At 70.2% G+C, this 19,753-nt stretch carries 23 protein-coding genes and 1 pseudogene; 13 read left to right on the forward strand and 11 right to left on the reverse strand.

Annotated elements, in window-relative coordinates:
* Positions 1–144: 144 nt before the first annotated feature.
* A complete protein-coding gene (locus ACFYS8_RS26925) occupies positions 145–672 on the forward strand; it encodes a GNAT family N-acetyltransferase (RefSeq protein WP_387645411.1) in 528 nt (175 codons plus the stop codon).
* Between the two features lie 37 nt (positions 673–709).
* On the opposite strand, the gene ACFYS8_RS26930 is transcribed toward ACFYS8_RS26925, so the two are convergent.
* Together ACFYS8_RS26930 and ACFYS8_RS26935 are read right to left on the reverse strand one after the other, a co-directional pair.
* Positions 710–1,252, reverse strand: a complete 543-nt coding sequence (locus ACFYS8_RS26930) for an AAA family ATPase (protein WP_387645414.1) — start codon at positions 1,250–1,252, stop codon at positions 710–712.
* A gap of 113 nt (positions 1,253–1,365) precedes the next feature.
* Positions 1,366–2,574, reverse strand: coding sequence for a PucR family transcriptional regulator (locus tag ACFYS8_RS26935; RefSeq protein ID WP_387645416.1), 1,209 nt, complete (start codon positions 2,572–2,574; stop codon positions 1,366–1,368).
* A 164-nt stretch (positions 2,575–2,738) separates the two neighbouring features.
* Between ACFYS8_RS26935 and ACFYS8_RS26940 the strand changes: the two genes are divergently transcribed.
* From ACFYS8_RS26940 to ACFYS8_RS26960, 5 genes are all read left to right on the forward strand, one after another.
* A complete protein-coding gene (locus ACFYS8_RS26940) occupies positions 2,739–4,196 on the forward strand; it encodes a flavin-containing monooxygenase (protein WP_387645969.1) in 1,458 nt (485 codons plus the stop codon).
* A 188-nt stretch (positions 4,197–4,384) separates the two neighbouring features.
* On the forward strand, positions 4,385–4,648 hold the full coding sequence (locus ACFYS8_RS26945; protein ID WP_387645419.1) for a DUF1876 domain-containing protein: 264 nt from the start codon (positions 4,385–4,387) through the stop codon (positions 4,646–4,648).
* 184 nt (positions 4,649–4,832) lie between these two features.
* The gene (locus tag ACFYS8_RS26950; protein ID WP_387645422.1) at positions 4,833–5,483 is read left to right on the forward strand and encodes a Pr6Pr family membrane protein; all 651 of its coding nucleotides are present in this window, start codon (positions 4,833–4,835) and stop codon (positions 5,481–5,483) included.
* Between the two features lie 49 nt (positions 5,484–5,532).
* On the forward strand, positions 5,533–5,817 hold the full coding sequence (locus ACFYS8_RS26955) for a hypothetical protein (protein ID WP_387645424.1): 285 nt from the start codon (positions 5,533–5,535) through the stop codon (positions 5,815–5,817).
* Positions 5,799–6,212 carry a DNA-binding protein gene (locus ACFYS8_RS26960; protein ID WP_387645426.1) on the forward strand — a complete coding sequence of 138 codons (414 nt, stop codon included), beginning with the start codon at positions 5,799–5,801 and terminating at the stop codon, positions 6,210–6,212. The genes ACFYS8_RS26955 and ACFYS8_RS26960 overlap by 19 nt, the downstream gene beginning before the upstream one ends.
* A gap of 3 nt (positions 6,213–6,215) precedes the next feature.
* Here ACFYS8_RS26960 and ACFYS8_RS26965 read toward each other — a convergent pair whose 3' ends face one another.
* Complete coding sequence (locus ACFYS8_RS26965) at positions 6,216–7,025, reverse strand: IclR family transcriptional regulator (protein WP_387645428.1); 810 nt, start codon at positions 7,023–7,025, stop codon at positions 6,216–6,218.
* A gap of 204 nt (positions 7,026–7,229) precedes the next feature.
* Here ACFYS8_RS26965 and ACFYS8_RS26970 point away from each other — a divergent pair, with 204 nt between their 5' ends.
* The 3 genes from ACFYS8_RS26970 to ACFYS8_RS26980 are packed head-to-tail and all read left to right on the forward strand — an operon-like array spanning position 7,230 to position 10,391.
* Positions 7,230–8,528 carry an extracellular solute-binding protein gene (locus tag ACFYS8_RS26970; protein ID WP_387645972.1) on the forward strand — a complete coding sequence of 433 codons (1,299 nt, stop codon included), beginning with the start codon at positions 7,230–7,232 and terminating at the stop codon, positions 8,526–8,528.
* Positions 8,529–8,571: 43 nt separating this feature from the next.
* On the forward strand, positions 8,572–9,546 hold the full coding sequence (locus ACFYS8_RS26975) for a carbohydrate ABC transporter permease (RefSeq protein ID WP_387645430.1): 975 nt from the start codon (positions 8,572–8,574) through the stop codon (positions 9,544–9,546).
* Positions 9,543–10,391 (forward strand): carbohydrate ABC transporter permease, encoded by an 849-nt coding sequence (locus ACFYS8_RS26980; RefSeq protein ID WP_387645433.1) that lies wholly within the window; start codon positions 9,543–9,545, stop codon positions 10,389–10,391. The genes ACFYS8_RS26975 and ACFYS8_RS26980 overlap by 4 nt, the downstream gene beginning before the upstream one ends.
* 6 nt (positions 10,392–10,397) lie before the next feature.
* Here the strand turns inward: ACFYS8_RS26980 and aroA are convergent, their stop codons facing one another.
* The 5 genes from aroA to ACFYS8_RS27005 form a co-directional block, all read right to left on the reverse strand.
* On the reverse strand, positions 10,398–11,618 hold the full coding sequence (aroA, locus tag ACFYS8_RS26985) for a 3-phosphoshikimate 1-carboxyvinyltransferase (RefSeq protein WP_387645436.1): 1,221 nt from the start codon (positions 11,616–11,618) through the stop codon (positions 10,398–10,400).
* A 74-nt stretch (positions 11,619–11,692) separates the two neighbouring features.
* Positions 11,693–12,592, reverse strand: coding sequence for a JmjC domain-containing protein (locus ACFYS8_RS26990; RefSeq protein ID WP_387645439.1), 900 nt, complete (start codon positions 12,590–12,592; stop codon positions 11,693–11,695).
* A 14-nt stretch (positions 12,593–12,606) separates the two neighbouring features.
* Positions 12,607–13,095 carry a hypothetical protein gene (locus ACFYS8_RS26995; RefSeq protein WP_387645442.1) on the reverse strand — a complete coding sequence of 163 codons (489 nt, stop codon included), beginning with the start codon at positions 13,093–13,095 and terminating at the stop codon, positions 12,607–12,609.
* Between the two features lie 96 nt (positions 13,096–13,191).
* Positions 13,192–13,434 carry a DUF397 domain-containing protein gene (locus tag ACFYS8_RS27000; protein ID WP_387645445.1) on the reverse strand — a complete coding sequence of 81 codons (243 nt, stop codon included), beginning with the start codon at positions 13,432–13,434 and terminating at the stop codon, positions 13,192–13,194.
* A gap of 117 nt (positions 13,435–13,551) precedes the next feature.
* The gene (locus ACFYS8_RS27005; RefSeq protein ID WP_387645448.1) at positions 13,552–14,040 is read right to left on the reverse strand and encodes a hypothetical protein; all 489 of its coding nucleotides are present in this window, start codon (positions 14,038–14,040) and stop codon (positions 13,552–13,554) included.
* A gap of 120 nt (positions 14,041–14,160) precedes the next feature.
* Between ACFYS8_RS27005 and ACFYS8_RS27010 the strand changes: the two genes are divergently transcribed.
* The 4 genes and pseudogenes from ACFYS8_RS27010 to ACFYS8_RS27025 all read left to right on the forward strand — a co-directional run bounded on the left by ACFYS8_RS27010 (position 14,161) and on the right by ACFYS8_RS27025 (position 16,427).
* On the forward strand, positions 14,161–15,003 hold the full coding sequence (locus ACFYS8_RS27010) for a Scr1 family TA system antitoxin-like transcriptional regulator (protein ID WP_387645450.1): 843 nt from the start codon (positions 14,161–14,163) through the stop codon (positions 15,001–15,003).
* Positions 14,984–15,199 carry a DUF397 domain-containing protein gene (locus ACFYS8_RS27015; protein ID WP_387645453.1) on the forward strand — a complete coding sequence of 72 codons (216 nt, stop codon included), beginning with the start codon at positions 14,984–14,986 and terminating at the stop codon, positions 15,197–15,199. Before ACFYS8_RS27010 ends, ACFYS8_RS27015 begins: the two co-directional genes overlap by 20 nt.
* Before the next feature lie 150 nt (positions 15,200–15,349).
* A pseudogene (locus ACFYS8_RS27020) lies at positions 15,350–15,895 on the forward strand (SDR family NAD(P)-dependent oxidoreductase); the annotation flags it as partial.
* A gap of 100 nt (positions 15,896–15,995) precedes the next feature.
* Positions 15,996–16,427, forward strand: a complete 432-nt coding sequence (locus ACFYS8_RS27025) for an NUDIX domain-containing protein (RefSeq protein WP_387645456.1) — start codon at positions 15,996–15,998, stop codon at positions 16,425–16,427.
* Positions 16,428–16,554: 127 nt separating this feature from the next.
* On the opposite strand, the gene ACFYS8_RS27030 is transcribed toward ACFYS8_RS27025, so the two are convergent.
* The 3 genes from ACFYS8_RS27030 to ACFYS8_RS27040 all read right to left on the reverse strand — a co-directional run bounded on the left by ACFYS8_RS27030 (position 16,555) and on the right by ACFYS8_RS27040 (position 19,733).
* On the reverse strand, positions 16,555–17,265 hold the full coding sequence (locus tag ACFYS8_RS27030) for a DUF6193 family natural product biosynthesis protein (RefSeq protein ID WP_387645459.1): 711 nt from the start codon (positions 17,263–17,265) through the stop codon (positions 16,555–16,557).
* 28 nt (positions 17,266–17,293) lie between these two features.
* The gene (locus tag ACFYS8_RS27035; RefSeq protein ID WP_387645462.1) at positions 17,294–18,475 is read right to left on the reverse strand and encodes an alpha/beta hydrolase family protein; all 1,182 of its coding nucleotides are present in this window, start codon (positions 18,473–18,475) and stop codon (positions 17,294–17,296) included.
* 202 nt (positions 18,476–18,677) lie between these two features.
* The gene (locus tag ACFYS8_RS27040) at positions 18,678–19,733 is read right to left on the reverse strand and encodes a hydroxyacid dehydrogenase (RefSeq protein WP_387645464.1); all 1,056 of its coding nucleotides are present in this window, start codon (positions 19,731–19,733) and stop codon (positions 18,678–18,680) included.
* Positions 19,734–19,753 lie beyond the last annotated feature (20 nt).

The following is a 19,753-nucleotide window of genomic DNA, read 5'->3' on the forward strand; positions in this document are numbered from 1 at the left end:
GACAACGGCGAAGCCGGACAACGGCGAAGCCGGACAACGGCGAAGCCGGACAACGGCGAAGCCGGACAACGGCGAAGCCGGACAACGGCGAAGCCCGGAGGGAAATCAGGTGATCTCGGTGCGACGCCTGAATAGGGTTGCGCCATGCCTGAGTTGCATCAGTTGGACGCCGACCATGCCCCGGCGGTGCTGGCCTTCGAACTCGCGAACCGTGCGTACTTCGCGGCGTCGATTCCCGACCGGGGCGACGAGTACTTTGAGCGTTTCGCCGACCGGCACCGCGCCCTGCTCGCCGAGCAGGAGGCCGGCGTCTGCACGTTCTACGTGCTGCTCGCCGGGGACGGCTCGGTGCTGGGCCGGTTCAACCTGTACGACTTCGCGGACGGCAGTGCCGATCTCGGCTACCGGGTCGCGCAGCACGTCGCGGGGCGCGGCGTCGCGACGGCGGCCGTCCGGGAGTTGTGCGGGCTGGCGGTGACGCGGCACGGGTTGCGGACGCTGCGGGCGGCCGCCGCCCAAGCCAATCCGGCGTCGCAGAAGGTACTGCTCAAGGCCGGGTTCGTCCCGGACGGCCCGGCCGAGCTCGACGGCAAGCCGGGCACCTGGTTCCGGTGCGACCTGACCCTCCGGTCTCAGGGCCCTGCTTCGGAAGTGGATCAAGGCCGGGAGTGATCAACCGCCTCAAGCGCCACCGTGCTGATCGCGGCCATCAACGAGTGGCTGTGAGCGACGCGGCCAGCGCCGGAATGTCGATCGGCCCGGTGGTGTCCAAGCGATGGACGATCCCCAGCCCGAGTGGTTCAGCACCCCGGGACCACATCTCCCAGTCTCCGCCGAAGCCACCAGGACGCTCAGGATGCACGGGGTGTCGTTCGACCATCCGCTCGGCGAACCGGCTGCGGGCGACGTCCAGCGGCACCTCGCACCAGACCTCCCGTACTTCGGCCACACCCGCGCGTTGAAGTCCGGCCTTCACGATCGGCCGCGTATGGGCCAACCACGGGCTCTCCAGAATGGCCGCGCCCCGCGCGTCACCGAGCAGCGTCCAAAGGGTCTCACCGGCGGCGATCCCCAGAACCCGGCTCCACTCATGGTCGGGACATTCCGGCGGACGAAGGTCGGCCAGAGTGTCCGCGAGCGTCTCCTTGATCGCGTCCTTACTGAACAGCGGAAGGCTCATCTCGGCCGCCAAGGCCCGCGCGAGCGTTGTCTTTCCCGCTCCGGGAAGCCCGTTGACCAGCACCGTGACCATCCGATCACTCTAACGGCAGACGCTCATCTCCTGGCGAACAGCCGGACAGAAGGAGCCACTTCTGAAGCAGGCCCTGGACCACGACCTGCCGGTGACCGGCTCTCGGGCGGCCGTCAGGCGGGTGTCTGGCCGCGCCAGTGGCGGATTTCCAGGGCGGCGGCCACTTCGAGGGGGTGGTCGGCGAGGGGGCGTTGGAGGAGGGTGTCGGCGCGGGCGAGGCGGCGGAGGAGGGTGTTGCGGTGGGTGAAGAGGCGGGCGGCGGCGCGGGTGGCGTTGCACTGTTCGGCAAGGTAGGCGCGGACGGCTTCGGCCGGGGGGCCGTCGAGTGCGCCGAGGACGTGGCGGACGAAGCGATCGGCGCCTTCGAGGTCCTGGGTGAGGAGGGCGACGAGTTCGATCTCGTCGTGGGAGGCGAGGCGTTGGACGGAGGCGAGGCGGGCGAGCATGCGCTGGGTGGTGAGGGCGTCGAGGTGGCTGCGGCGGAAGCCGTTGACGCCGGTGGCGGCGGGGCCGAGGGCGATGCGGACGGCGGGGAGCCGGTCCAGGCCGGCGCGTAGCCGGGAGAGGTCGGGGCTTGCGGCGGTCCAGACCCAGCGGGTGGCGGCGCTCGCGGTGACGTCGAGGACCGGGGGGCGGCCTGCGGAGGACGCCAACAGGTCGGCGGCGCGGTCGAGTTGGGCGAAGTCCTGGTCGAGGTCGTCGACCCACAGGACGGCGGCGGTGTGGGTGCCGGCGAGGGGGTACCCGAGCCGGGCTTCGGCGCGGGCGCGGGCGATGGGCGCGCCGTCGAGGAGGAGGGCGACGGCGTGCAGCCGTTCGGCGTGGTTGGAGCCGGTGAGTGCGGCGCGTTCGGCGCGCAGCAGGGTGGTCATCTCGCCGACGCAGGCGTCCACGAACGCGGAGATGGAGCGGAGCGAGACGTCGAGGAGGTCGCGCAGGTCGTCGGGGTCGGTGGTGAGGGTGCAGGCGATCCGGGTCCACAGGCGGAGGGCGACGCTCTCGCCGGCCCGGTAGGAGTCGAGGGCGGGTTCGTCGAGGCCGCGGCGGACGATGTCGCGGGCGATCAGTCGCTGTTCCTCGCCTTCGGGGGCGGGGACGGGCGCGCCGGGGGCGGTGACGTTGGCGGCGGCCCAGCGCAGCAGGTTGGCGCGGTTGACGCGGCGCAGGCCGGCGGAGAGGACGGGGTCGTCGGCGATGGGTCGCCGGGTCTCGCCGGCGAGGGTGGCGGCGTCGAGTTCGGCGAGCCAGTCGGGCTGCGGGTTGAGGGCGAGTTCGGCGCCCTGGCGGATCAATTTGAGGATCCGGGGCGGGGGCAGCGGCATGCCCGTCACCGTACTGGTGCAGAGTGCACCGGGAAAGGGGCAGTCCGGTGCAGGTTGAACCTGGGCAACTGCCGCAGGATTTGTGGACGATGACGTGGTCTCGTCCGCCACCGCCACAGGAGTCGCCCGTGTCCACCGATACCGCCACTGCGCCCGACGACCGGATGGCCGCGCCCGTCGAGCACCTGGACGTGCTGATCGTCGGCGCCGGGATCTCGGGTATCGGCGCGGGCCGTTACCTGACCGCCGAACTGCCCGGCAAGGAGTTCGCGATCCTGGAGGCCCGGGCCGATCTCGGCGGCACCTGGGACCTGTTTCGCTACCCGGGCATCCGGTCCGACTCGGACCTGCACACCTTCGGCTACGCGTTCAAGCCGTGGCGGGAGAAGGAGTCGATAGCGGACGCCCCGCAGATCCTGTCCTACCTGCGCGAAACCGTCCGGGAGAACGGTTTGCGGGACCGGATCCGCTACCACCACCGGGTGCTGGACGTGTCCTGGTCGACGGCGGACGCCCGCTGGAGCGTCCGGGTGGAACGCGCCGACACCGGCGAGCAGTTCACCCTGACCTGCGACTGGCTGTTCTGCGCGATGGGCTACTACCGCTACGACCAGGGCTTCACGCCCGAGTTCGAGGGGCTGGAACGTTTCACCGGCACCGTCGTCCACCCGCAGCACTGGCCCGAGGACCTCGACCACACCGGCAAGCGCGTGCTGGTGATCGGCAGCGGCGCGACCGCCGTCACCCTGGTGCCCGCGATGGCGAAGCGGGCCCGGCAGGTGACGATGCTCCAGCGCACGCCGACGTACATCATGCCGGTGCCGCGCCGCGACCACATCGCCAACCTGCTGCGGCGGCTGCTCGGCGACGAGCGCGGCTACGCGCTGGCCCGGCGCAAGAACATCGCCCAGCAGTACGCGATCTGGTCGTTCTGCCAGCGGCACCCGAAGGCGGCCCGGCGGATCATCCGCTGGGTGAACGCCCGCCAGCTGCCGAAGGGTTACCCGGTGGACGAGCACTTCAGCCCGCCCTACGACCCGTGGGACCAGCGACTGTGCGCCGTCCCCAACGGCGACCTGTTCAAGGCGATCCGCGGCGGCCGGGCGGCCGTGGTGACCGACCGGATCCGCACGTTCACCGAGCGCGGAGTGCTGCTGGAGTCCGGCCGGGAACTGGAGGCGGACATCGTGGTCACCGCGACCGGGCTGAACGTGCAGGCGTTCGGCGGGATCCCGATGAGCGTGGACGGCGAGCCCGTGCGGCTCGCCGAGACCGTCGCGTACAAGGGCATGATGCTCTCCGGCGTCCCCAACTTCGCCTACGCGATCGGCTACACCAACTCCTCCTGGACGCTGAAGATCGGCCTGCTGTGCGAGCACTTCTGCCGCCTGCTGGCCCACATGGAGCGGCGCGGGCACCGGATCTGCCGCCCCGAGGTCGCCGACCCCGCGATGCCCACCCGGCCCTTCCTGGACTTCACGGCCGGGTACATCCTGCGCGCCGTCGACGGGCTTCCCCGGCAGGGCGACCGGGCGCCGTGGCAGACCTCCACCAGCTACCGCGACGACAGCCGGATGCTCGGCACCGGGCAGGTCACCGACCGCGAGCTGCACTTCTCCTGAACCTTCTCCGACCGCTGGACCTTCTCCGACCGCTGAACCTTCTCCGACCGCTGAACCTTCTCCGACCGCTGAACCTTCTCCGACCGCACCCCGGCCGCCGCCTCTTGCCGCTTGCCGGGGGCGGGCGGACGCTGGGAGGAAGGCGCACCGGCCGCCCGTCGCCGGTGCGCACGGGAAGGTGACACGTCATGCAGAACCACTGGATCGTCGACCTGACCTTCGAAGAGGACGAGTCCCGCACCACCTGCACAGCATCGCTCAGCGGCTTCAGCGCGCCCGGCGCTCAGGGCAAGGGCATGGCTCGACGCAATCCCACCGACGACCCCGACACCGTCATCGGCGAGGAGCTGGCCGCCGCCCGCGCTTTCCACGACCTGGCCCACCAACTGGCCGGCCAGGCGGAGACCGGAATCGAGAGCCACACCCACAGCCCGGCGCACCTCCCGCTCTGACCGCCTCGCGCAGCTGAGCGTCTGAGCGTTTGAGCGTCCGAGCGTCTGAGCGGCGCCGAACTCCCTTACGGGGCGGGCCCGTCCACCGGCCGGTGATCTTTTCGGACCATCGAACCGGCAGGTAGAGTGCGGCGATCAGTCGTGCCCACGGGGGGCACCAGCGAGACGAATCACCGGTGACCGCATGACCGTCTGGACCCGCCCCGCCCTGTGGTGGCGCTGCGCCATCGCCCTGTCCGCGTTCCTGGGGATCTACCTCAGCAACAGCTCACTGGTGTACTTCACGCTCCAGAGCAACGTGCTGGTGCTGGGCTACTTCCTCGGCGCGGCCTACTGGATGGTCAAGCGGGGGACGGTCGACGCCCCCGCGCCGCGGCTGCGCGGCGCCGCCGTCCTGTACATCACCATCACCGGCATCGTCGCGCACGTGCTGCTCAACCACGGCGAGAACCCGCTGCCCGGCCTGGTCTCCGGCCCCGACCGCCTCCAGCACTGGTCCAGCTTCTTCCTGCACTACACCACCCCGCTGATGGTGCTCGCCGACTGGCTGCTGCTCTCCCCCCGCAACGCGTCCCGCTGGCGCGACCTGCCGCTCTGGCTCTCCTACCCCCTCGGCTACGCCTTCCTCACCGAGGCCCGCGCCATCGCCTTCCCGAACTTCCCCCTCCGCTACCCCTACTTCTTCCTCGACCCCACCGAGAAGGGCTACGGCTGGGTCGGCCTCCAAATGGTCCAGCTCGTCCTGGAGTTCATCGTCCTCGCCGCCCTGGTCGTCGCCCTCGACCGCCTCGGCACCAAGCTCCGCCGCCAGCCTGCGGCGCCGGCGGAGGCCTGACGGCCGGTCGCCCCGGGGCCGATTCCCACTCCTTTGATAATCTGGCCTCATGACCGAGCGCACCTACAGCATCGGCGACGGACCGGCGACCAGGGTCAGCCTGTCCCTCCCCGAGGGCACCGCGGCCGCGATCCGGGAGCGGGTCGGCAAGCGCGAGTTCTCCGCGTTCATCACCACAGCCGTCGAACGCGAGCTCCGTGGCCGGATACTGGACGAATATCTGGCCGACTACGAGCGCCGCAACGGGCCGATCCCCGCCGCTGAACAGGACCGTGCCCGCCAGGTGTTCGACGAAGTGTTCGCCGGAGAGGGCGAATGGCCCGCCGCAAGCTGAACCACGAAGGAACGCTGGTCCTCGACTCCGAGGGGCTCTCCAAGCTGCTCTCGGACCACGCACCGGTGGTCGCCCTGGTCGCGGAAGCGCGTGCCCGCGGCATGGAAGTGGTGATCAGCGCCCTGACGATCATCGAAGCGGTGCACGACCGGACCGATCGGGTCCGACTGAGCTGGCTGCTGTCCGGCATGCGCATCGCCCCAGTCGGCGACGAGGAGGCCAAGGCGGCGTCAGCCCTCCTGCTCGCGGCCGGCCTGCATGGCCACAAGTACGCAATCGACGCTGTCGTGGCCGAACTCGCCCTGCGCCAGCAGCGGCCCGTGGTGGTGCTGACCTCTGACGTCGACGATCTCACCAAGCTCTGCGGCGGCCAGGTCCGGCTGGTCGCCGTATAGCCGTCAGCGGGTGGAGCCCATCGTCCGCGACACCCTTGCGGCCGTCGCGGCGACGACCGGGCCGAGGTCGCGGGCTCGGGCGGCGGTGATGCGGGAGGTGAGGGCGGAGGTGGAGATGGCGCCGATGACGGTGTTGTTGTGGTCGAAGACGGGGGCGGCGATGCAGCGGACCTCGGGTTCGTTCTCGCGGTCGTCGACGGCGTAGCCGCGGCTGCGGATGCGGATGAGTTCGGTGCGCAGGGCGGCGGCCGAGGTCAGGGTGCGGGGGGTGATCGCGGGGAGGCCGTGGGTGACCACGGTGGTGAAGGCGTCCTCGGACATCCAGGCGAGCATGGCCTTGCCGACGGCGGTGCAGTACATGGGGGCCCGGCTGCCGATCCGGGAGGCCATCCGGACGGCGGTCTCGTTCTCGACCTTGTCGACGTAGACCACGTACGGCGCGTCGGGGACGCACAGGTGGACGGTGCCGCCGACCTCGCGCATCAGCTGGTGGGCCTCTTCGGAGGCGGCGGTGCGCAGGTCGAGGGTCGCGAGGTAGGCCTGGCCGAGCTGGAGGGCGCCGGGGCCGAGCCGGAAGTGGCCGGTGTCGCGATCGCGGGCGAGCAGCTGGGCGTCGACCAGGGGTGCGGCGAGCCGCAGCACGGTGGATTTCGACATGCCGAGGCCCTCGGCGAGCGCGGTCAGGCTGAGGTCGGGTCCGGTCGCGGCGTGGTCGCGGACGTGTTCGAGCACGGCCAGGGCGCGGCGCAGCGACGCGGACTGGTTGCGTTCCGGCCGGTCGGCGGGCCGGCTTTCGGCGGCGGTGCTGGTCATGGGGTGTGACGCTACGACGCGGTGGGCCGCAGTTCCAGTTCCGCAGCACATCGTTTTGCAGTGCACAACTTTCGCGCTCTGCTCTTGTCGGCGTGCCCGGCGGCTTTCTAATGTCCCGCTCACACCGATCCCCCACTGCATGTCCTGGTTTCCTCCGGATCTTGCAGGTGCGTCCCGCTTTTCGGCGAGGAGATGACGTTGAGCATGAAGAAGCTGGCCCGTGGTGCCGCCCTTGCCGTGCTGGCGGGCACCGTGGCGACGGCCTGCGCGCCGGGTACCGCCAAGACCGCTTCGTCCGCGGACAAGCAGACCGGCACCGTGAAGGTGTGGTTGTACGACGAGGCGAACCGGGCGCCGAAGGAGCAGGTGGTGGCGCAGGCCGTCGCCGACTTCAAGGCCAAGCACGCGGGCGTCGACGTGCAGGTGTCGTACATTCCGACGGACGCCGGGCCGCGCGCGGAGAAGATGAAGGGCGCGTTCAACGACCCGTCCTCCGCGCCGGACGTGGTGGAGTTCGGCAACACCGACCTGTTCGGCTACACCGCCTCGGGCGGCCTGGCCGACATCACCTCCGACCTGGCGAGCTGGGAGGAGGGCAAGGACCTGCCGCAGGACCTGAAGGACACCGCGGTGGTGGACGGCAAGACGTACGGCCTGCCGTGGTGGCTGGGTGTCCGCGCGCTGTACTACCGCACCGACGTGTTCACCGAGCTGGGCCTGGCCGCGCCGACCACGTACGCGGAGTTGAAGTCGGCGGCGGAGAAGGTCCGTTCGGCGCACGGCGACATGCTGGGCATCGCGGTCGGCGGCAAGTACACCTTCGGCGCGCTGCCGTTCGTCTGGGCGAACGGCGGCGACCTGGCGGCGCAGAGCGGTTCGGCGTACGCCTCGGCGATCGACTCGGAGAAGTCGCAGGCGGGTGTGAAGGCGTACACCGACCTGTTCACCGACGCCATCTGTCCGGCGCAGCAGTGCGCCGACCTGACCGGCGGCAAGACGGTGGAGTCATTCGCGGCCGGCAAGGCCGGCATGGCGATCCTGCCGAACTCCTCGCGCAGCGCGGTGGAGGCGGGCGCGGCGAAGGGCAAGTACGCGATCGTCCCGCTGCCGGGCGCGGCGGCCGGCCAGATCGCGCCGGCGTTCTCCGGCGGCAACGACCTGGGTGTCATGAAGTCCACCCAGCACCGCAGCCTGGCCGCCGACTTCATCAAGGAACTGGCCTCCAAGAAGAACCAGTTGGCGCTGTTCGACGCGATGGGCAACCTGCCGACGCTGTCCTCGGCGCGCGCCGAGGTGGTGCAGAAGCAGCCGTGGCTGAAGCCGTTCACGGACACCATCGAGGCGGGCACCAAGTTCGTCCCGAAGGACGCCGCCTGGGCGAAGATCGACGCCCAGGCCGTGGTGCCGACGATGCTGCAGAAGGTCATCACTGGCAAGTCCGACGTGGCTGCCGCGACCAAGGAGGCGGCGGCCGCGATGAACACCTCGTTCAGCGGCAAGTAGCCGTCGGAGCCTTCAACCTGTAGACGAGAAGCGGAAGTTGTCGATGCCTGCCACGACCGTCACCGCCCGGGCGGACCACGGGGACTCCCCGGTCCGCCCGGCGGGCGGCGCCCCCGCGAAGGGCCGCCGCCGATCCGGGCCGCTCGCCCGGATCCCCGTCCCGCTGTGGCTGCTGCTGCCGGCCGCGCTGGTGCTGATCCCGCTGTTCGGCTATCCGCTGTACCAGCTGGGCCTGCTGTCGGTGCTCAAGTTCGGCCAGCCACAGGCCTCCGGCGGGGTGCCGACCGAGTTCGTCGGACTGTCCAACTACACCGGCATCCTCGGCGATTCGCAGTTCTGGGAGGTGCTCGGCCAGACCCTGGCGTTCGCCGCGTTCTGCGTCGTCGCCACCCTGGTGGCCGGCGCGGTCTGCGCGGTGCTGCTGACCCGGGTCGGCAAGTGGCCGCGGCTGCTGCTGATGTTCGGCGCGCTCGGCGCCTGGGCCGCGCCCGCGATGACCGGCTCCACGGTGTGGATGTTCCTGCTGGACACCAACTCCGGCCTGGTCAACGAGATCCTCGGCACCCAGGGCCACAACTGGATGTACGACAAGTGGTCGGCGTTCGCGATGGTCGCCGTGGTCGTGGTCTGGCACAGCTTCCCGTTCGTGATGATCACCCTGTACGCGGGCATCCAGGCCATCCCCGACTCCGTCCTGGAGGCCGCCCGCCTCGACGGCGCCGGAACCGCCACCATCTTCCGCCGGATCATGCTGCCGATGCTGCGGCCGCTGCTGGTGATCGTGGTCATCCAGTCGATCATCTGGGACTTCAAGGTCTTCACCCAGATCTACGTGATGACCGGTGGCGGCGGCATCGCCGGCCAGAACCTCGTCCTCAACGTGTACGCCTACCAGAAGGCCTTCGTCGCGGAGAACTACAGCCTCGGCGCGGCCATCGGCGTCCTGATGACGCTGATCCTGCTGGCCGTCACCGCCGTGTACATCCGCAGCCTGCGCCGCTCCGGGGAGGAACTTTGAAGCGCGACAATCGCGTCCTGAGGCAGGGCGCGAACGTGGTGGCGATCGTGCTCGCCCTGCTGACCGTCTTCCCGCTGTACTGGATGGTGCTGTCGGCGCTCAAGCCGAAGGGCGAGATCACCGGCGCGCACCCGCGGCCGTGGACCTTCGCGCCCACTTTGGACAACTTCCGCAACGCGCTGGGGGTTTCGGGCTTCGGGCGGTACTTCCTGAACAGCCTGGCCGTCGCCGTGGTCGTGGTGGTCGTCTCCGCCGCGATCGCCTTCCTGGCGGCCGTCGCACTGTCCCGGTTCAAGTTCCGGTTCCGGACCACCATTCTGATCATGTTCCTGGTCGCCCAGATGGTGCCCGTCGAGGCGCTCACCATCCCGCTGTTCTTCCTGGTCCGCGACATCGGCACGGTCGCCCCCGGCTTCGGCCTCTCCTCGCTCGGCGCGCTGATGCTGGTCAACCTGGCGTTCTCGCTGCCGTTCGCGGTCTGGATGCTGCGCGGCTTCGTCGCCGCCGTCCCCGAATCGCTCGAGGAGGCCGCCCGGATCGACGGTGCCAGCCGCTTCACCATCCTGTGGCGGATTCTGTTCCCGCTGGTCGCGCCCGGGCTGGCAGCGACCAGCGTGTTCTCCTTCATCACCGCCTGGAACGACTTCGTGTTCGCCAAGACGCTGATCCTGGACACCGACCACCAGACGCTGCCGGCAGCCCTGATGGTGTTCTTCAAGCCGGACGAGAACGACTGGGGCGGCATCATGGCCGCCTCCACCCTGATGACCGTCCCGGTGCTGATCTTCTTCGTCCTGGTCCAGCGGCACATGGTGTCCGGACTCGGCGGCGCCGTGAAGGACTGAACTCCCTTATCGGGCCCAGCCCTTGAACGCCTCGTGGAAGCCCGGGAAGGTCTTGCGCACGCACCCCGGATCGTCGAACGTGATGCCCGGGGTGCGCAGCCCCGTGACGGCGAACGACATCACGATCCGGTGGTCGCCGTGGCTGGCGATCTCCGCCGCCCGCGGCGCACCGGGCCGGATCTCGATCCAGTCCCGCCCCGTCCGCACGTCGATGCCCAGCCGCCGCAGGTTCTCCGCGCACGCGTCCAGCCGGTCGCACTCCTTGACCCGGGTGTTGTACACGTCCTCGATCCGCACCGGCCCCGACGCGAACGGCGCGATCGCGGCGAGCGTCGGCATGGTGTCGGAGATGTCGCGCATGTTGACCGTCCCGCCGGTCAGCGCGCAGCCCTTGACGGTGGTGGCGTCCGCTCCCACCTCCACCTCGGCGCCCAGCTGCTCCAGCACCTCGACGAACCTCAAATCGCCCTGCAACGCGTTCCGCCCCAGCCCCGGGACCGTCACCTCGCGTCCCGTCACCGCTGCCGCCGCGAAGAAGTACGACGCCGTGGACGCATCCGGCTCGATCGCGTACCTGGTCGCCGTGTAGCCGCCGGGCGGCACGCTGAAGATCTCGCCCTCCCGCTCGACCTCGACGCCGAAACTGCGCATCATCGCGAGGGTGATCTCCACGTACGGCGCGGACACCAGATCCGTGACCCGGATCCGCAGCCCGTCCTCGGTGAGCGGGCCGAGCAGCAGCAGAGCGGTCAGGTACTGCGAGGACAGCCCCGCGTCCAGCGTCACCTCGCCGCCCCGCACCCCGTCCGTCCGCACACTCAACGGATGGTGGCCGTCCTCCCCGTGGCACTCCACCTCAACGCCCAACTCCCGCAACGCAGTTGTCAAGGGCCCGAGCGGCCGCCGCCGCATCTGCGCCGACGCGTCGAAGTGGAACGTCCCCCGCCCCGCCGCCACCAACGCCGGCAGAAACCGCGCCGTCGTCGCCCCGTCCCGACAGAACACCCGCGCCCCCTCCACCCCGGGCCCGCCCGGCCGCCCCCCGATCCGCCACTCGTCTTCTCCGCGCCCCACCGCATACCCCAGCGCGAGCAGCCCCTCCGCGAACCCCTCCGTGTCGTCCGACACCAACGGCCGCACCAACGTGGTAGTCCCCTCCGCAGCCGCCGCCAGGAACAGCGCACGCGCGGTGACCGACTTCGAACCGGGAATCTCGACGACAGCCACAGGAACTCCAACCGAACCGACAACAGGGCAGTCCCCGATCCTGCCCTGCCACGCCGCGGGCGAGACGGATCGTCTTACGCCTCGGACAGCAACGGCACCAGCCCTGCTCGGACGGCCCCGGCAGTGGCGCTGGTGTCCGCCATGGCGAGGAACCTCACCAGCGCCGAACGCACGCCGTCCAGCGTGCCCGGCAGATTCTCCGCCGTCAGCCTCTCCGGCGGGATCCCGGCCCGGAACTCCTCGCTGTGCAGCGCGGTGCGCACCAGCGCTTCCGCCAGGTCGAGCGGCATCCGCTCCCGCAGAGCGAACGTGAGGTGGAACGACGGGTCCGGATCGCCCGACAGACAGTGCGGGCTGTGCACCCACCCCCGTGGCAGGACCAGCGTGTCGCCGGGCGCCAGCACGTACTCCGCGTACGGCTCGGTGCTGTCCCAGCGCTCCTGCATCTCTACCGTCCACATGCCCGGCGAGTCCAGGTAGTCGTCCACCGGGGACACCACCTCGGGCCGCCAAATCGGCCACCGCTTCCGGCCGTTGACCTGCGTGACCGCGGCCTGGAACTGGTCCCAGTGGTGGGTCAGCCCCTGCTGCCCCGGTGGAGTGACGATTCCCGAGACGAACAGGGTGTACCCGGTCTCGGCATGGATCGCGCGGCACAGCTCGGCCAGGTACGGCACGCGCTCCTGCAGGTGCCGCAGGTTGACAGTGTGCCCGCTCTCGAACAGTGTCCTCAGCCGACCGGAACGCATCCTGCCGCCCCGCGAGAATCGCCCCGGGTGAACGGCCCTGCCGTCCTTCACCGCCGCGGTGAACGCCGGGTCCGTCAACCCGTGGTCGATGTATGCCTCGATCAGCGACAGCGGGATCCGTTCGTCCAACTCGGAGCCCTCACGGCGGTATACCGCGGGTTCGGTCGGGCATGCCCGAAGGAGGGCGGCGGCGGCCTCTTGGCCGACCAGTGTTGCGAGTGCCATTCAGTCGCCTCCGATCACAAGAGGGGGTGCGGGCAGGGAACGCCCGGGTGGAACCGGTTGGGGCAGGCGACCACCGCCATGCAGAGCATGCGTTCGCCGGGCAGGTAGTGGACCCACACGACGTCAACACCGCTGCCCAAAGACATCGTTGCGTGCGCCACCTTTGCGCCGAGCCCGCAGTCCACCGCACCGCCGTCCGGGCGGAGGGCCGGCGGGTGCAGCTCGTAGATGTTCGCCAGCCACTCGGCGGCCTCCTTGGGCTCCGGCCAGGTCTGCTTCCCCAAATAGGACGGACGGCGCAGCAGGTAGTGCCCCGTCTGCATGGGCGGAATCGTCCGCTGCTCGAAGGGCAGATGGGCCTCCTGGTCGGGGCCCTTCATGCCGGCAACCATCGCGTGCCAGGCCGAGTCGAACGGCGAGGGCCGCCGCAGGTACTCGCCGAAGTACTGCTCCGGCCTGCCGATCCAGGGGCCGTAGCCGTGCCAGTGCCGGGAATTCGTCACAGGTATCCTCCATGGAGCGAGGGCCGCCCGGCCTGACTGCGACTCAGACCGGACGTCCCCCGCGTGAATTCAGCTCGGTACGTCAGCCCAAGGACGTCAGACCGCCAGGGCCCGGCCCTCCACCCACTTAACGGCGAAGGCGTCCAACTCGTGGCGGGTGAACCGCAGTTCCCGGCCCGCGCCTTCTGCCTTGGTGTCGCGCAGGACGAAGCCGTCTGCGAGGCCCGGGATGGCCGCGAGACCCACGCAGCTCTCGTCCTCGCTGGTCAGGTTGCCGCCGCACTGGCGCACGAAGGTCGCGCCCTCGATCGGCAGCACGTACAGGTTGATCTCCGACATGCCCTCCTTGGGGAATGGTGTTCACCAGCCGATCGAACGACCGGCCGGATGGTGTGCCCGCCCTGCACACGGGAGTCACGTTCAGGGCGGGAGTCTCAACTGGCCGCCGCTGCCCGGTCATCCAGCCCACCTCCGGTTGCTGCGGGCCGTCTGCCTGGCCGCCTCCGCGCGGGCCACATCGTTCCGGGTCGCCGCGTGGACGTCGCCGGGATCCGCAGTCCACAGGTCACCACCGGCGGGCGGGGCGAGCACGAAGCGGCCCGACTCGTCCGTCGCGCGGTACTCACCGACCCGATCGGCCCGCGTATCCACCACCAGAGCGCCGACGTCGGGTGTGCGCAGCACCTGCACCACGCTGCCAGCTCCGCGGCCGGCCCGGATGACCGAGAACCCCACGTCGAGTGCGAACGCAATCCCGCTGACAACCGTCGGCGACGCTCCTCCGAGCTGGACCAGGGTCTCGCCCGTAAAGACCGACGAATCCTCAACTCCGAGTGACGGCAGGACGATGCCTTCGACCGCGAGCACCGCCCGCAGTTCCTCGCACGCGTCGCGCGCTTCGTCGCGTTGGGCCCGGTGAACGCGGGCCGGCAGGGAATCAGTCACGGTGTTGCCGCCCGTTCGATCTCGCCGAGGTGGTGACTTTCTGTGCTTCAATCGTCGCTGCTCGGCGCCGACCGCGGTAAGCGGCGACACCACAACAACCGAACTGCTCAGAGGTGGCCGATGGTCAGCCCAAAGAAACTTGATCCCGCCAGCTCACCCGCAGCGTTCTACGGGAGCGAGCTGCGCCGCTTGAGAGAGAACGCCGCCCTCTCCCAACAGGCCCTCGGGGAGCGCGTGTTCGTCTCCGGCGCCTACATCGGCCAGCTGGAGAACGCGACGCGACGGCCACAGTTGGACCTGTCACGCCTGATCGACAAGGAGCTCGCCACGGGTGGGCACCTTGAGCGCCTTCATCCGCTGCTCCGGCCCGCGCGAGTGGCCGAGTACTTCGTGGAGGCAGCGGAGCACGAGGCCCGGGCGCGATCCATCTCGGAGTACGCGGCACTGGTGATTCCTGGGCTGATCCAGACCCGGGAGTACGCGGAAGCGATCTTCCTCGGCGCTCAACCCCTACTGAAGGACCACGGGTTGGCGGATCGTGTGGCCGCCCGGCTGGAGCGTCAGAAGATCGTCGGTAACCCAACAGGCCCCGTGTTGTGGATGATCCTCGATGAGGCCGTACTTCACAGGGTGGTCGGTAGCAGAAACATCATGGCAGAGCAACTCCGCCACATCATTCGGCTGATCATCGAGCGCCATATCATCGTCCAGGTAGTGGAGTTCGGGGCGGGCGCCCACGCCCTGCTCGAAGGGTTGATCAGCCTGATGACCTTCGATGATGCACCGCCCTTGGTGTACGTGGAAGGTCCACACGTCGGCCACCTGATCGACGAAACCGCCTTGGTCGCGAAATGCCGCCAGTCCTACGATTTGGTACGGGCCGCCGCATTGTCACCAGAGGCGTCCCTGGCTCGGATCAAGTCGGCTGTGGAGGAACACGAACATGCGAGCGACCCCCAATGAGTCCGTCTCGGCACGACGCTGGCGGAAGAGCAGCTACTCCGGCGGCAACGGCGGCACGTGCGTCGAGGTCGACGACGCCAACTTCGGCCACGTCCGGGACTCCAAGGACCCGAACGGAGCCGTCCTGAAGTTCACTCCCGAAGCCTGGGCGACCTTCGTGTCGGCCGTCGCCAACGGACGGCTCGGCGCCGCCTGAACCGCGCGAAGCAGCAGAGAAGGCCCCGCCGTCCCTCTTCCCGGGACGGCGGGGCCTCACTCATCCAGCAACTGCTCCAGCCGCGCTATGCCGTGCGGGCGATCTCCTCGCGGGTGACCGGGTGGGCGAACTGAACTGCCCATCGCCGCTATGCCATTCAAGGGCCGGGTCGCGCTGGTCACCGGCGGAGCCACCGGGATCGGCGCCGCGATCGGCCGCGCCCTGGCCGCCGCCGGAGCTGCCGTCGCCGTCAACCACCTCGCGCAGATCCGCCAGGCCCGCGCCGTGCTCACCGACGTACGGCGCGAGGGCCGCAGCGGTATCGAGGTCAGCGCCGACCTCACCGACCCGAACGCCGTGGCCGCGCTGGTCAGTCAGGTCGAGTCCGAACTCGGGCCGGTCGATGTCCTCGTCAACAACGCGGGCGCCTACCCGCGTATCCCGCGGGACGAGCTCGGCGAGGACGAGTGGGCGCGCACCATCGAGTCCAACCTGACCATCCACTACCGCACTTGCGGGGCCGTCAGCCCCGGCATGGCGGAGCGCCGGTGGGGCCGGATCGTCAACATCGACAGCGTCAACGCCCGCGCCGGCCGTCCCGGACTCACCGCCTACAGCGCCGCCGAAGCCGGACTGCTGAGCCTCACCAGGTCGCTGGCCAGGGAACTTGGACCAGCAGGGATCTGCGTGAACACTGTCCTACCCGGGGCCATCCAGGTGGAGGCGGAGAACGGCCTGCCCTCCCGCCACCGAGCCCGACCCGAGGACCAAACCACCGGAGAAGGAAGAGATCACCATGCAGCACCGCGTCCGCGCCGTCCTCCTCACCCCGAACGACACCATGCTGCTGATCAAGCGCATCCGCCCCGGCATCGACCCGTACTGGGTGATCGTCGGCGGCAAGATCGAGCCGACCGATGCCAGCCCCGAGGAGGCCCTGCTGCGCGAGGTCCGCGAGGAGATCGCGGGCGAGGCTGAGATCGTCAGCCTCCTCCACACCATCGAGACCGACGACGAGCGCCAGGACTTCTACCTCGCCACCATCGAGAAGTGGAGCTTCGCGGACCGCACCGGCCCCGAGTTCAGCCAGGAAGGCCGGGGCGAGTACCTCCTCGAAGAGATCCCCCTGACCACCAACGCCCTCGACGCGGTCAATCTCCTGCCCCGGGACTTCGCGGCCGTCCTGCGCGGGGCCGTCGAGCGCGGGGAGATTCTCGCCGCCCGTTGACCGTCAAGGTGGCAAGGAGAACCGGCAGCTGTCCGACCGGCGGCCGGCCGCCCTTGGGGGTGTCCGGCGCCAGGTGCCGCCGGACTGACGACGGACGCGATCGCTGCCGGTACCGCTCGGACGACGCTCAGCGCGCCGGCCCGATCCCCTCCGGCAGGGCGGCCACCATGAAGGCGACGGCCTCCTCCGGCGTCTCGAAGCGTGCGAGCACTTCGTGCCCGTCGCGTACCGCGTAGGACCTCTCGTAGTGCGGCCAGATCATGGGACCGACCCCTGTCGTACGCCGATTCGCCGTGGTGCTGGTGGAGAACCAGAGGTTGAAGTGGGAGGTCACCGGCATCAGTTGGCGGAGCACCGGCTCGGCGTACGCCGCCGCCAACAGCGCGTGCACGCGCGGGAAACGGTTCATCGGCGGCATGTGGATGCCGTCGAGCCTGCGGCACCACTCCAGTTCGACGGCACCGAGCGGCTCCCGCTCGTGCGCGAGAGCCCAGGGGCGGAACTCGATGCACGGGGCCTGCTCCTTGGTTTCCTCGAGCCCCGCTCCGCCGGTCCAGGCCACCACCGCCCTGACCACCTCGGCCGGATCGGCGGTCGACCCGCCGGCCAGGCGGCGGCCATTGTGCTGGAGGTACACCCAGAAAGTCCGACGCTGCTCGTCGGCCGGATGCACCGTCACCCGCCGGTCGAGCCCCGCGTCGGCGTACGCGGCTGTGCCGCTCCACTGCCCGTCCGGCTGGGGCAGGACAACTCCGAGGCCGTCCGCCGCACGCAGCAACCTCTCCCCGAGTGTCACCCCGCCCCGGTCGTTCTCGCCGGACCCCGCCCCGAAGCTCATCCCGCCAGTATGCCGCCGAGCGCGTCGACTAGTGCTGGAAGAGTACTTCCGGATTGTCCGGCGAGGGGCCGTCCAGCAGCGGACTGTGGGTCCCCTTCAGCGTCTGGTCGAAGAACGCCGTCACGTACTCGCGGGTGATCGCTATCCCGCGGTCCGGGGAGAGGGGCGGCGTCGGGAACCCGGCCTGCCCCTGGAGCAGCTCCAGGTCGGAGAAGCTGAAGTGGTCGGCGCCGGTGACCGTCAGCCACTTCTTGTAGCCGCCGAGGGCGGCCCAGGGGTGCTCCCAATCGGTGTTGGCGGTCTTACCCAGCATGAGGAACGGCCGTGTGATCTGGCCGGGCATCGGGTCCGGGTGGAAGGTGCCGTCCATGTTCACTCCGGCCCGTACTCGCGGGTCGGCGATCATCGTGGCGGCGGCGGCCGCTCCGCCGATGGAGTGTCCGGCCATGCCGATCTCGTGCTTGTCGATGAGGTGTGCCAGGCGCCACGCGGTGTTGCCGTGCGTCAACTGGTCGATCACGAAGGACGCGTCCAGCGCACGGCCGGAGGCGACGGAGTCGAAGTCGAGCCACGCCGGGTAGTCGCAGATCGCGCACGGCGATGTCTGGCCGTTCGCCAGCGTCTCGCCGCTGTCCTCGTAGGTGTGGCCGACGAGCGCGACGACGTAGCCGTGACTGGCCAGGTCGGTCGCGAGCGAGGTGAGCGTCATGCGCGGGTTCTCGAACGCGGGTGAGAGGACCACCAGCGGATACTTGCCCATCTGCGGCCGCGCGCCGTCGAAGGCGTGGGTGGTGACGCTGGAGAGGCTCTCCGGGGTGACGCCGGAGCTCGCCGGCAGCTTCCGGCGCTGGACGATTCCGGCTGCCTCGCCGAGGGTCATGTAAGGGGCGGGAGTCCCGGTCCCGGGGACGGCCGGGTAGACCATCGTGACGGTCAGTTGGCGGGGGCCGGATGACGGCACCCACGGGTCGGGACGGCTCGCGTCGGTGAGGTGGATGACGTCCTCGCCGGCGGCGTAGGGGCCGGTCGGCGCGGGGAGCACGCCTTGGAAGGACCGCGTGGGCGCGGCGGCAGCCGTGGCGGTGGTCGCGTGCACGGTGGACGGCGGGGTCGTGGCGGCGAGTCCGGTGCCGGTCGCGGCCACTGATGCGGCGAGACCCAGGATTGCGACAGCGCTGATACGGCGCTTGCGGTTCGAAGTGGTGTTCACGGGCACGATCCTGCCCGGCCCCGCCCTGACGCTCGATCATGCAGGTATCCGTCTTGAGGGTGGTGCTGGCTACACCCTGAGATCCCCAGCGGCGCGGGGCTCCCGAAAGCGGAGGCGCCCGTCGACGGGACCGTGGCACCTGCCGATGACTGGCACAGGTTCGCGATCCGGCCGACGGGCGCCTCCGGGCGCTCCCGACGTGCTACGCGGTGCGGCCGATCTCCTCGCGCGTCACCGGGTGGGCGAACGGCAACCCGTCGACGTAGCGGGCGAGTTCGTCGGCTGCGGCGGCGGCCATGCGGTGGAGTTCGCCGCCGAGGGAGCCGGCGATGTGGGGGGTGAGGAGGACGTTGGGCAGGTCGTAGAGGGGGGAGTCGGCGGGGAGGGTCTCGGGGACGGTGACGTCGAGGATGGCGTCGATGCGGCCGGTGATGAGCTCGGCGGTGAGGGCGTCCTGGTCGATCAGGGAGCCGCGGGAGGTGTTGATCAGGGTGGCGCCGTCGGGCATCAGGGCGAGGCGGCGGGCGTCCAGCAGGTGCCTGGTCTCGGGGAGTTCGGGGGCGTGCACGCTCAACACGTCGGAGCGGATGCACAGTTCGTCCATGGAGACCAGCTCGGCGCCGAGGGCGGCGGCCTGGTCGGAGGTCACGTACGGGTCGTGCAGAAGCAGCTCGAACTCGTAGGGGGCGAGGAGTTCCAGCACTCGCCGCCCGATCCGGGAGGCACCGACGACGCCGACGGTGCGCCGGTAGTTGCCGACGCCGGCGTATGCGGCCTGCCAGTCGTGGGGGGCCCGCCGGGAGCGGTAGTCGGCGGCGAGGCGGAGCACCGGCTTGTTGCTGAACAGGACGGCGGCGACGGTGAATTCGGCGACCGGGAGGGCGTTGGCCCAGGCGGCGGAGGTGATGCCGAGGCCGCGGTCCCAGCAGGCGTCGGTGATGTGGTGCTTGACCGAGCCGGCCGCGTGCAGGACGGCGCGGAGCTTGGGGGCGGCGGCCAGGACGGAGTCCGTGAGCGGCGGGCAGCCCCAGCTGCTGATGATGACTTCGGCGGAGGCGAGGGCGGCCGCGCCCTCGGGGGAGGAGAAGTCGTCGATGACCAACTCCGGGTCGAGGTCGGCGAGTTCGACCATCCGGGCCATGGTGTCGGGGGCGATCAGCCGGGCGGCGAGGTCGCCGTGCATGGCGAGCAGGGCGCGCGGGCGGGTCCGGACGGTGGCGGCGGAGTTCGGTGCCTCGGCGGGCGCGGAGTTGGGCATGGCGGGGCTCCCCAGAAGGC

The sequence above is a fragment of the Kitasatospora sp. NPDC004615 genome (genome assembly GCF_042873545.1).
GTDB lineage: Bacteria > Actinomycetota > Actinomycetes > Streptomycetales > Streptomycetaceae > Kitasatospora.

Bases quoted from the DNA above. Each gene is read 5' to 3' on its own strand.
- ACFYS8_RS26930 (WP_387645414.1), bottom strand. From the start codon at position 1,252: ATGGTCACGGTGCTGGTCAACGGGCTTCCCGGAGCGGGAAAGACAACG.
- ACFYS8_RS26940 (WP_387645969.1), top strand. From the start codon at position 2,739: ATGGCCGCGCCCGTCGAGCACCTGGACGTGCTGATCGTCGGCGCCGGG.
- ACFYS8_RS26945 (WP_387645419.1), top strand. From the start codon at position 4,385: ATGCAGAACCACTGGATCGTCGACCTGACCTTCGAAGAGGACGAGTCC.
- ACFYS8_RS26965 (WP_387645428.1), bottom strand. From the start codon at position 7,025: ATGACCAGCACCGCCGCCGAAAGCCGGCCCGCCGACCGGCCGGAACGC.
- ACFYS8_RS26925 (WP_387645411.1), top strand. From the start codon at position 145: ATGCCTGAGTTGCATCAGTTGGACGCCGACCATGCCCCGGCGGTGCTG.
- ACFYS8_RS26935 (WP_387645416.1), bottom strand. From the start codon at position 2,574: ATGCCGCTGCCCCCGCCCCGGATCCTCAAATTGATCCGCCAGGGCGCC.
- ACFYS8_RS27025 (WP_387645456.1), top strand. From the start codon at position 15,996: ATGCAGCACCGCGTCCGCGCCGTCCTCCTCACCCCGAACGACACCATG.
- ACFYS8_RS27040 (WP_387645464.1), bottom strand. From the start codon at position 19,733: ATGCCCAACTCCGCGCCCGCCGAGGCACCGAACTCCGCCGCCACCGTC.
- ACFYS8_RS26960 (WP_387645426.1), top strand. From the start codon at position 5,799: ATGGCCCGCCGCAAGCTGAACCACGAAGGAACGCTGGTCCTCGACTCC.
- ACFYS8_RS26975 (WP_387645430.1), top strand. From the start codon at position 8,572: ATGCCTGCCACGACCGTCACCGCCCGGGCGGACCACGGGGACTCCCCG.
- ACFYS8_RS27010 (WP_387645450.1), top strand. From the start codon at position 14,161: ATGGTCAGCCCAAAGAAACTTGATCCCGCCAGCTCACCCGCAGCGTTC.
- ACFYS8_RS27030 (WP_387645459.1), bottom strand. From the start codon at position 17,265: ATGAGCTTCGGGGCGGGGTCCGGCGAGAACGACCGGGGCGGGGTGACA.
- ACFYS8_RS26970 (WP_387645972.1), top strand. From the start codon at position 7,230: ATGAAGAAGCTGGCCCGTGGTGCCGCCCTTGCCGTGCTGGCGGGCACC.
- ACFYS8_RS27015 (WP_387645453.1), top strand. From the start codon at position 14,984: ATGCGAGCGACCCCCAATGAGTCCGTCTCGGCACGACGCTGGCGGAAG.
- ACFYS8_RS26990 (WP_387645439.1), bottom strand. From the start codon at position 12,592: ATGGCACTCGCAACACTGGTCGGCCAAGAGGCCGCCGCCGCCCTCCTT.
- ACFYS8_RS27000 (WP_387645445.1), bottom strand. From the start codon at position 13,434: ATGTCGGAGATCAACCTGTACGTGCTGCCGATCGAGGGCGCGACCTTC.
- ACFYS8_RS26950 (WP_387645422.1), top strand. From the start codon at position 4,833: ATGACCGTCTGGACCCGCCCCGCCCTGTGGTGGCGCTGCGCCATCGCC.
- ACFYS8_RS26955 (WP_387645424.1), top strand. From the start codon at position 5,533: ATGACCGAGCGCACCTACAGCATCGGCGACGGACCGGCGACCAGGGTC.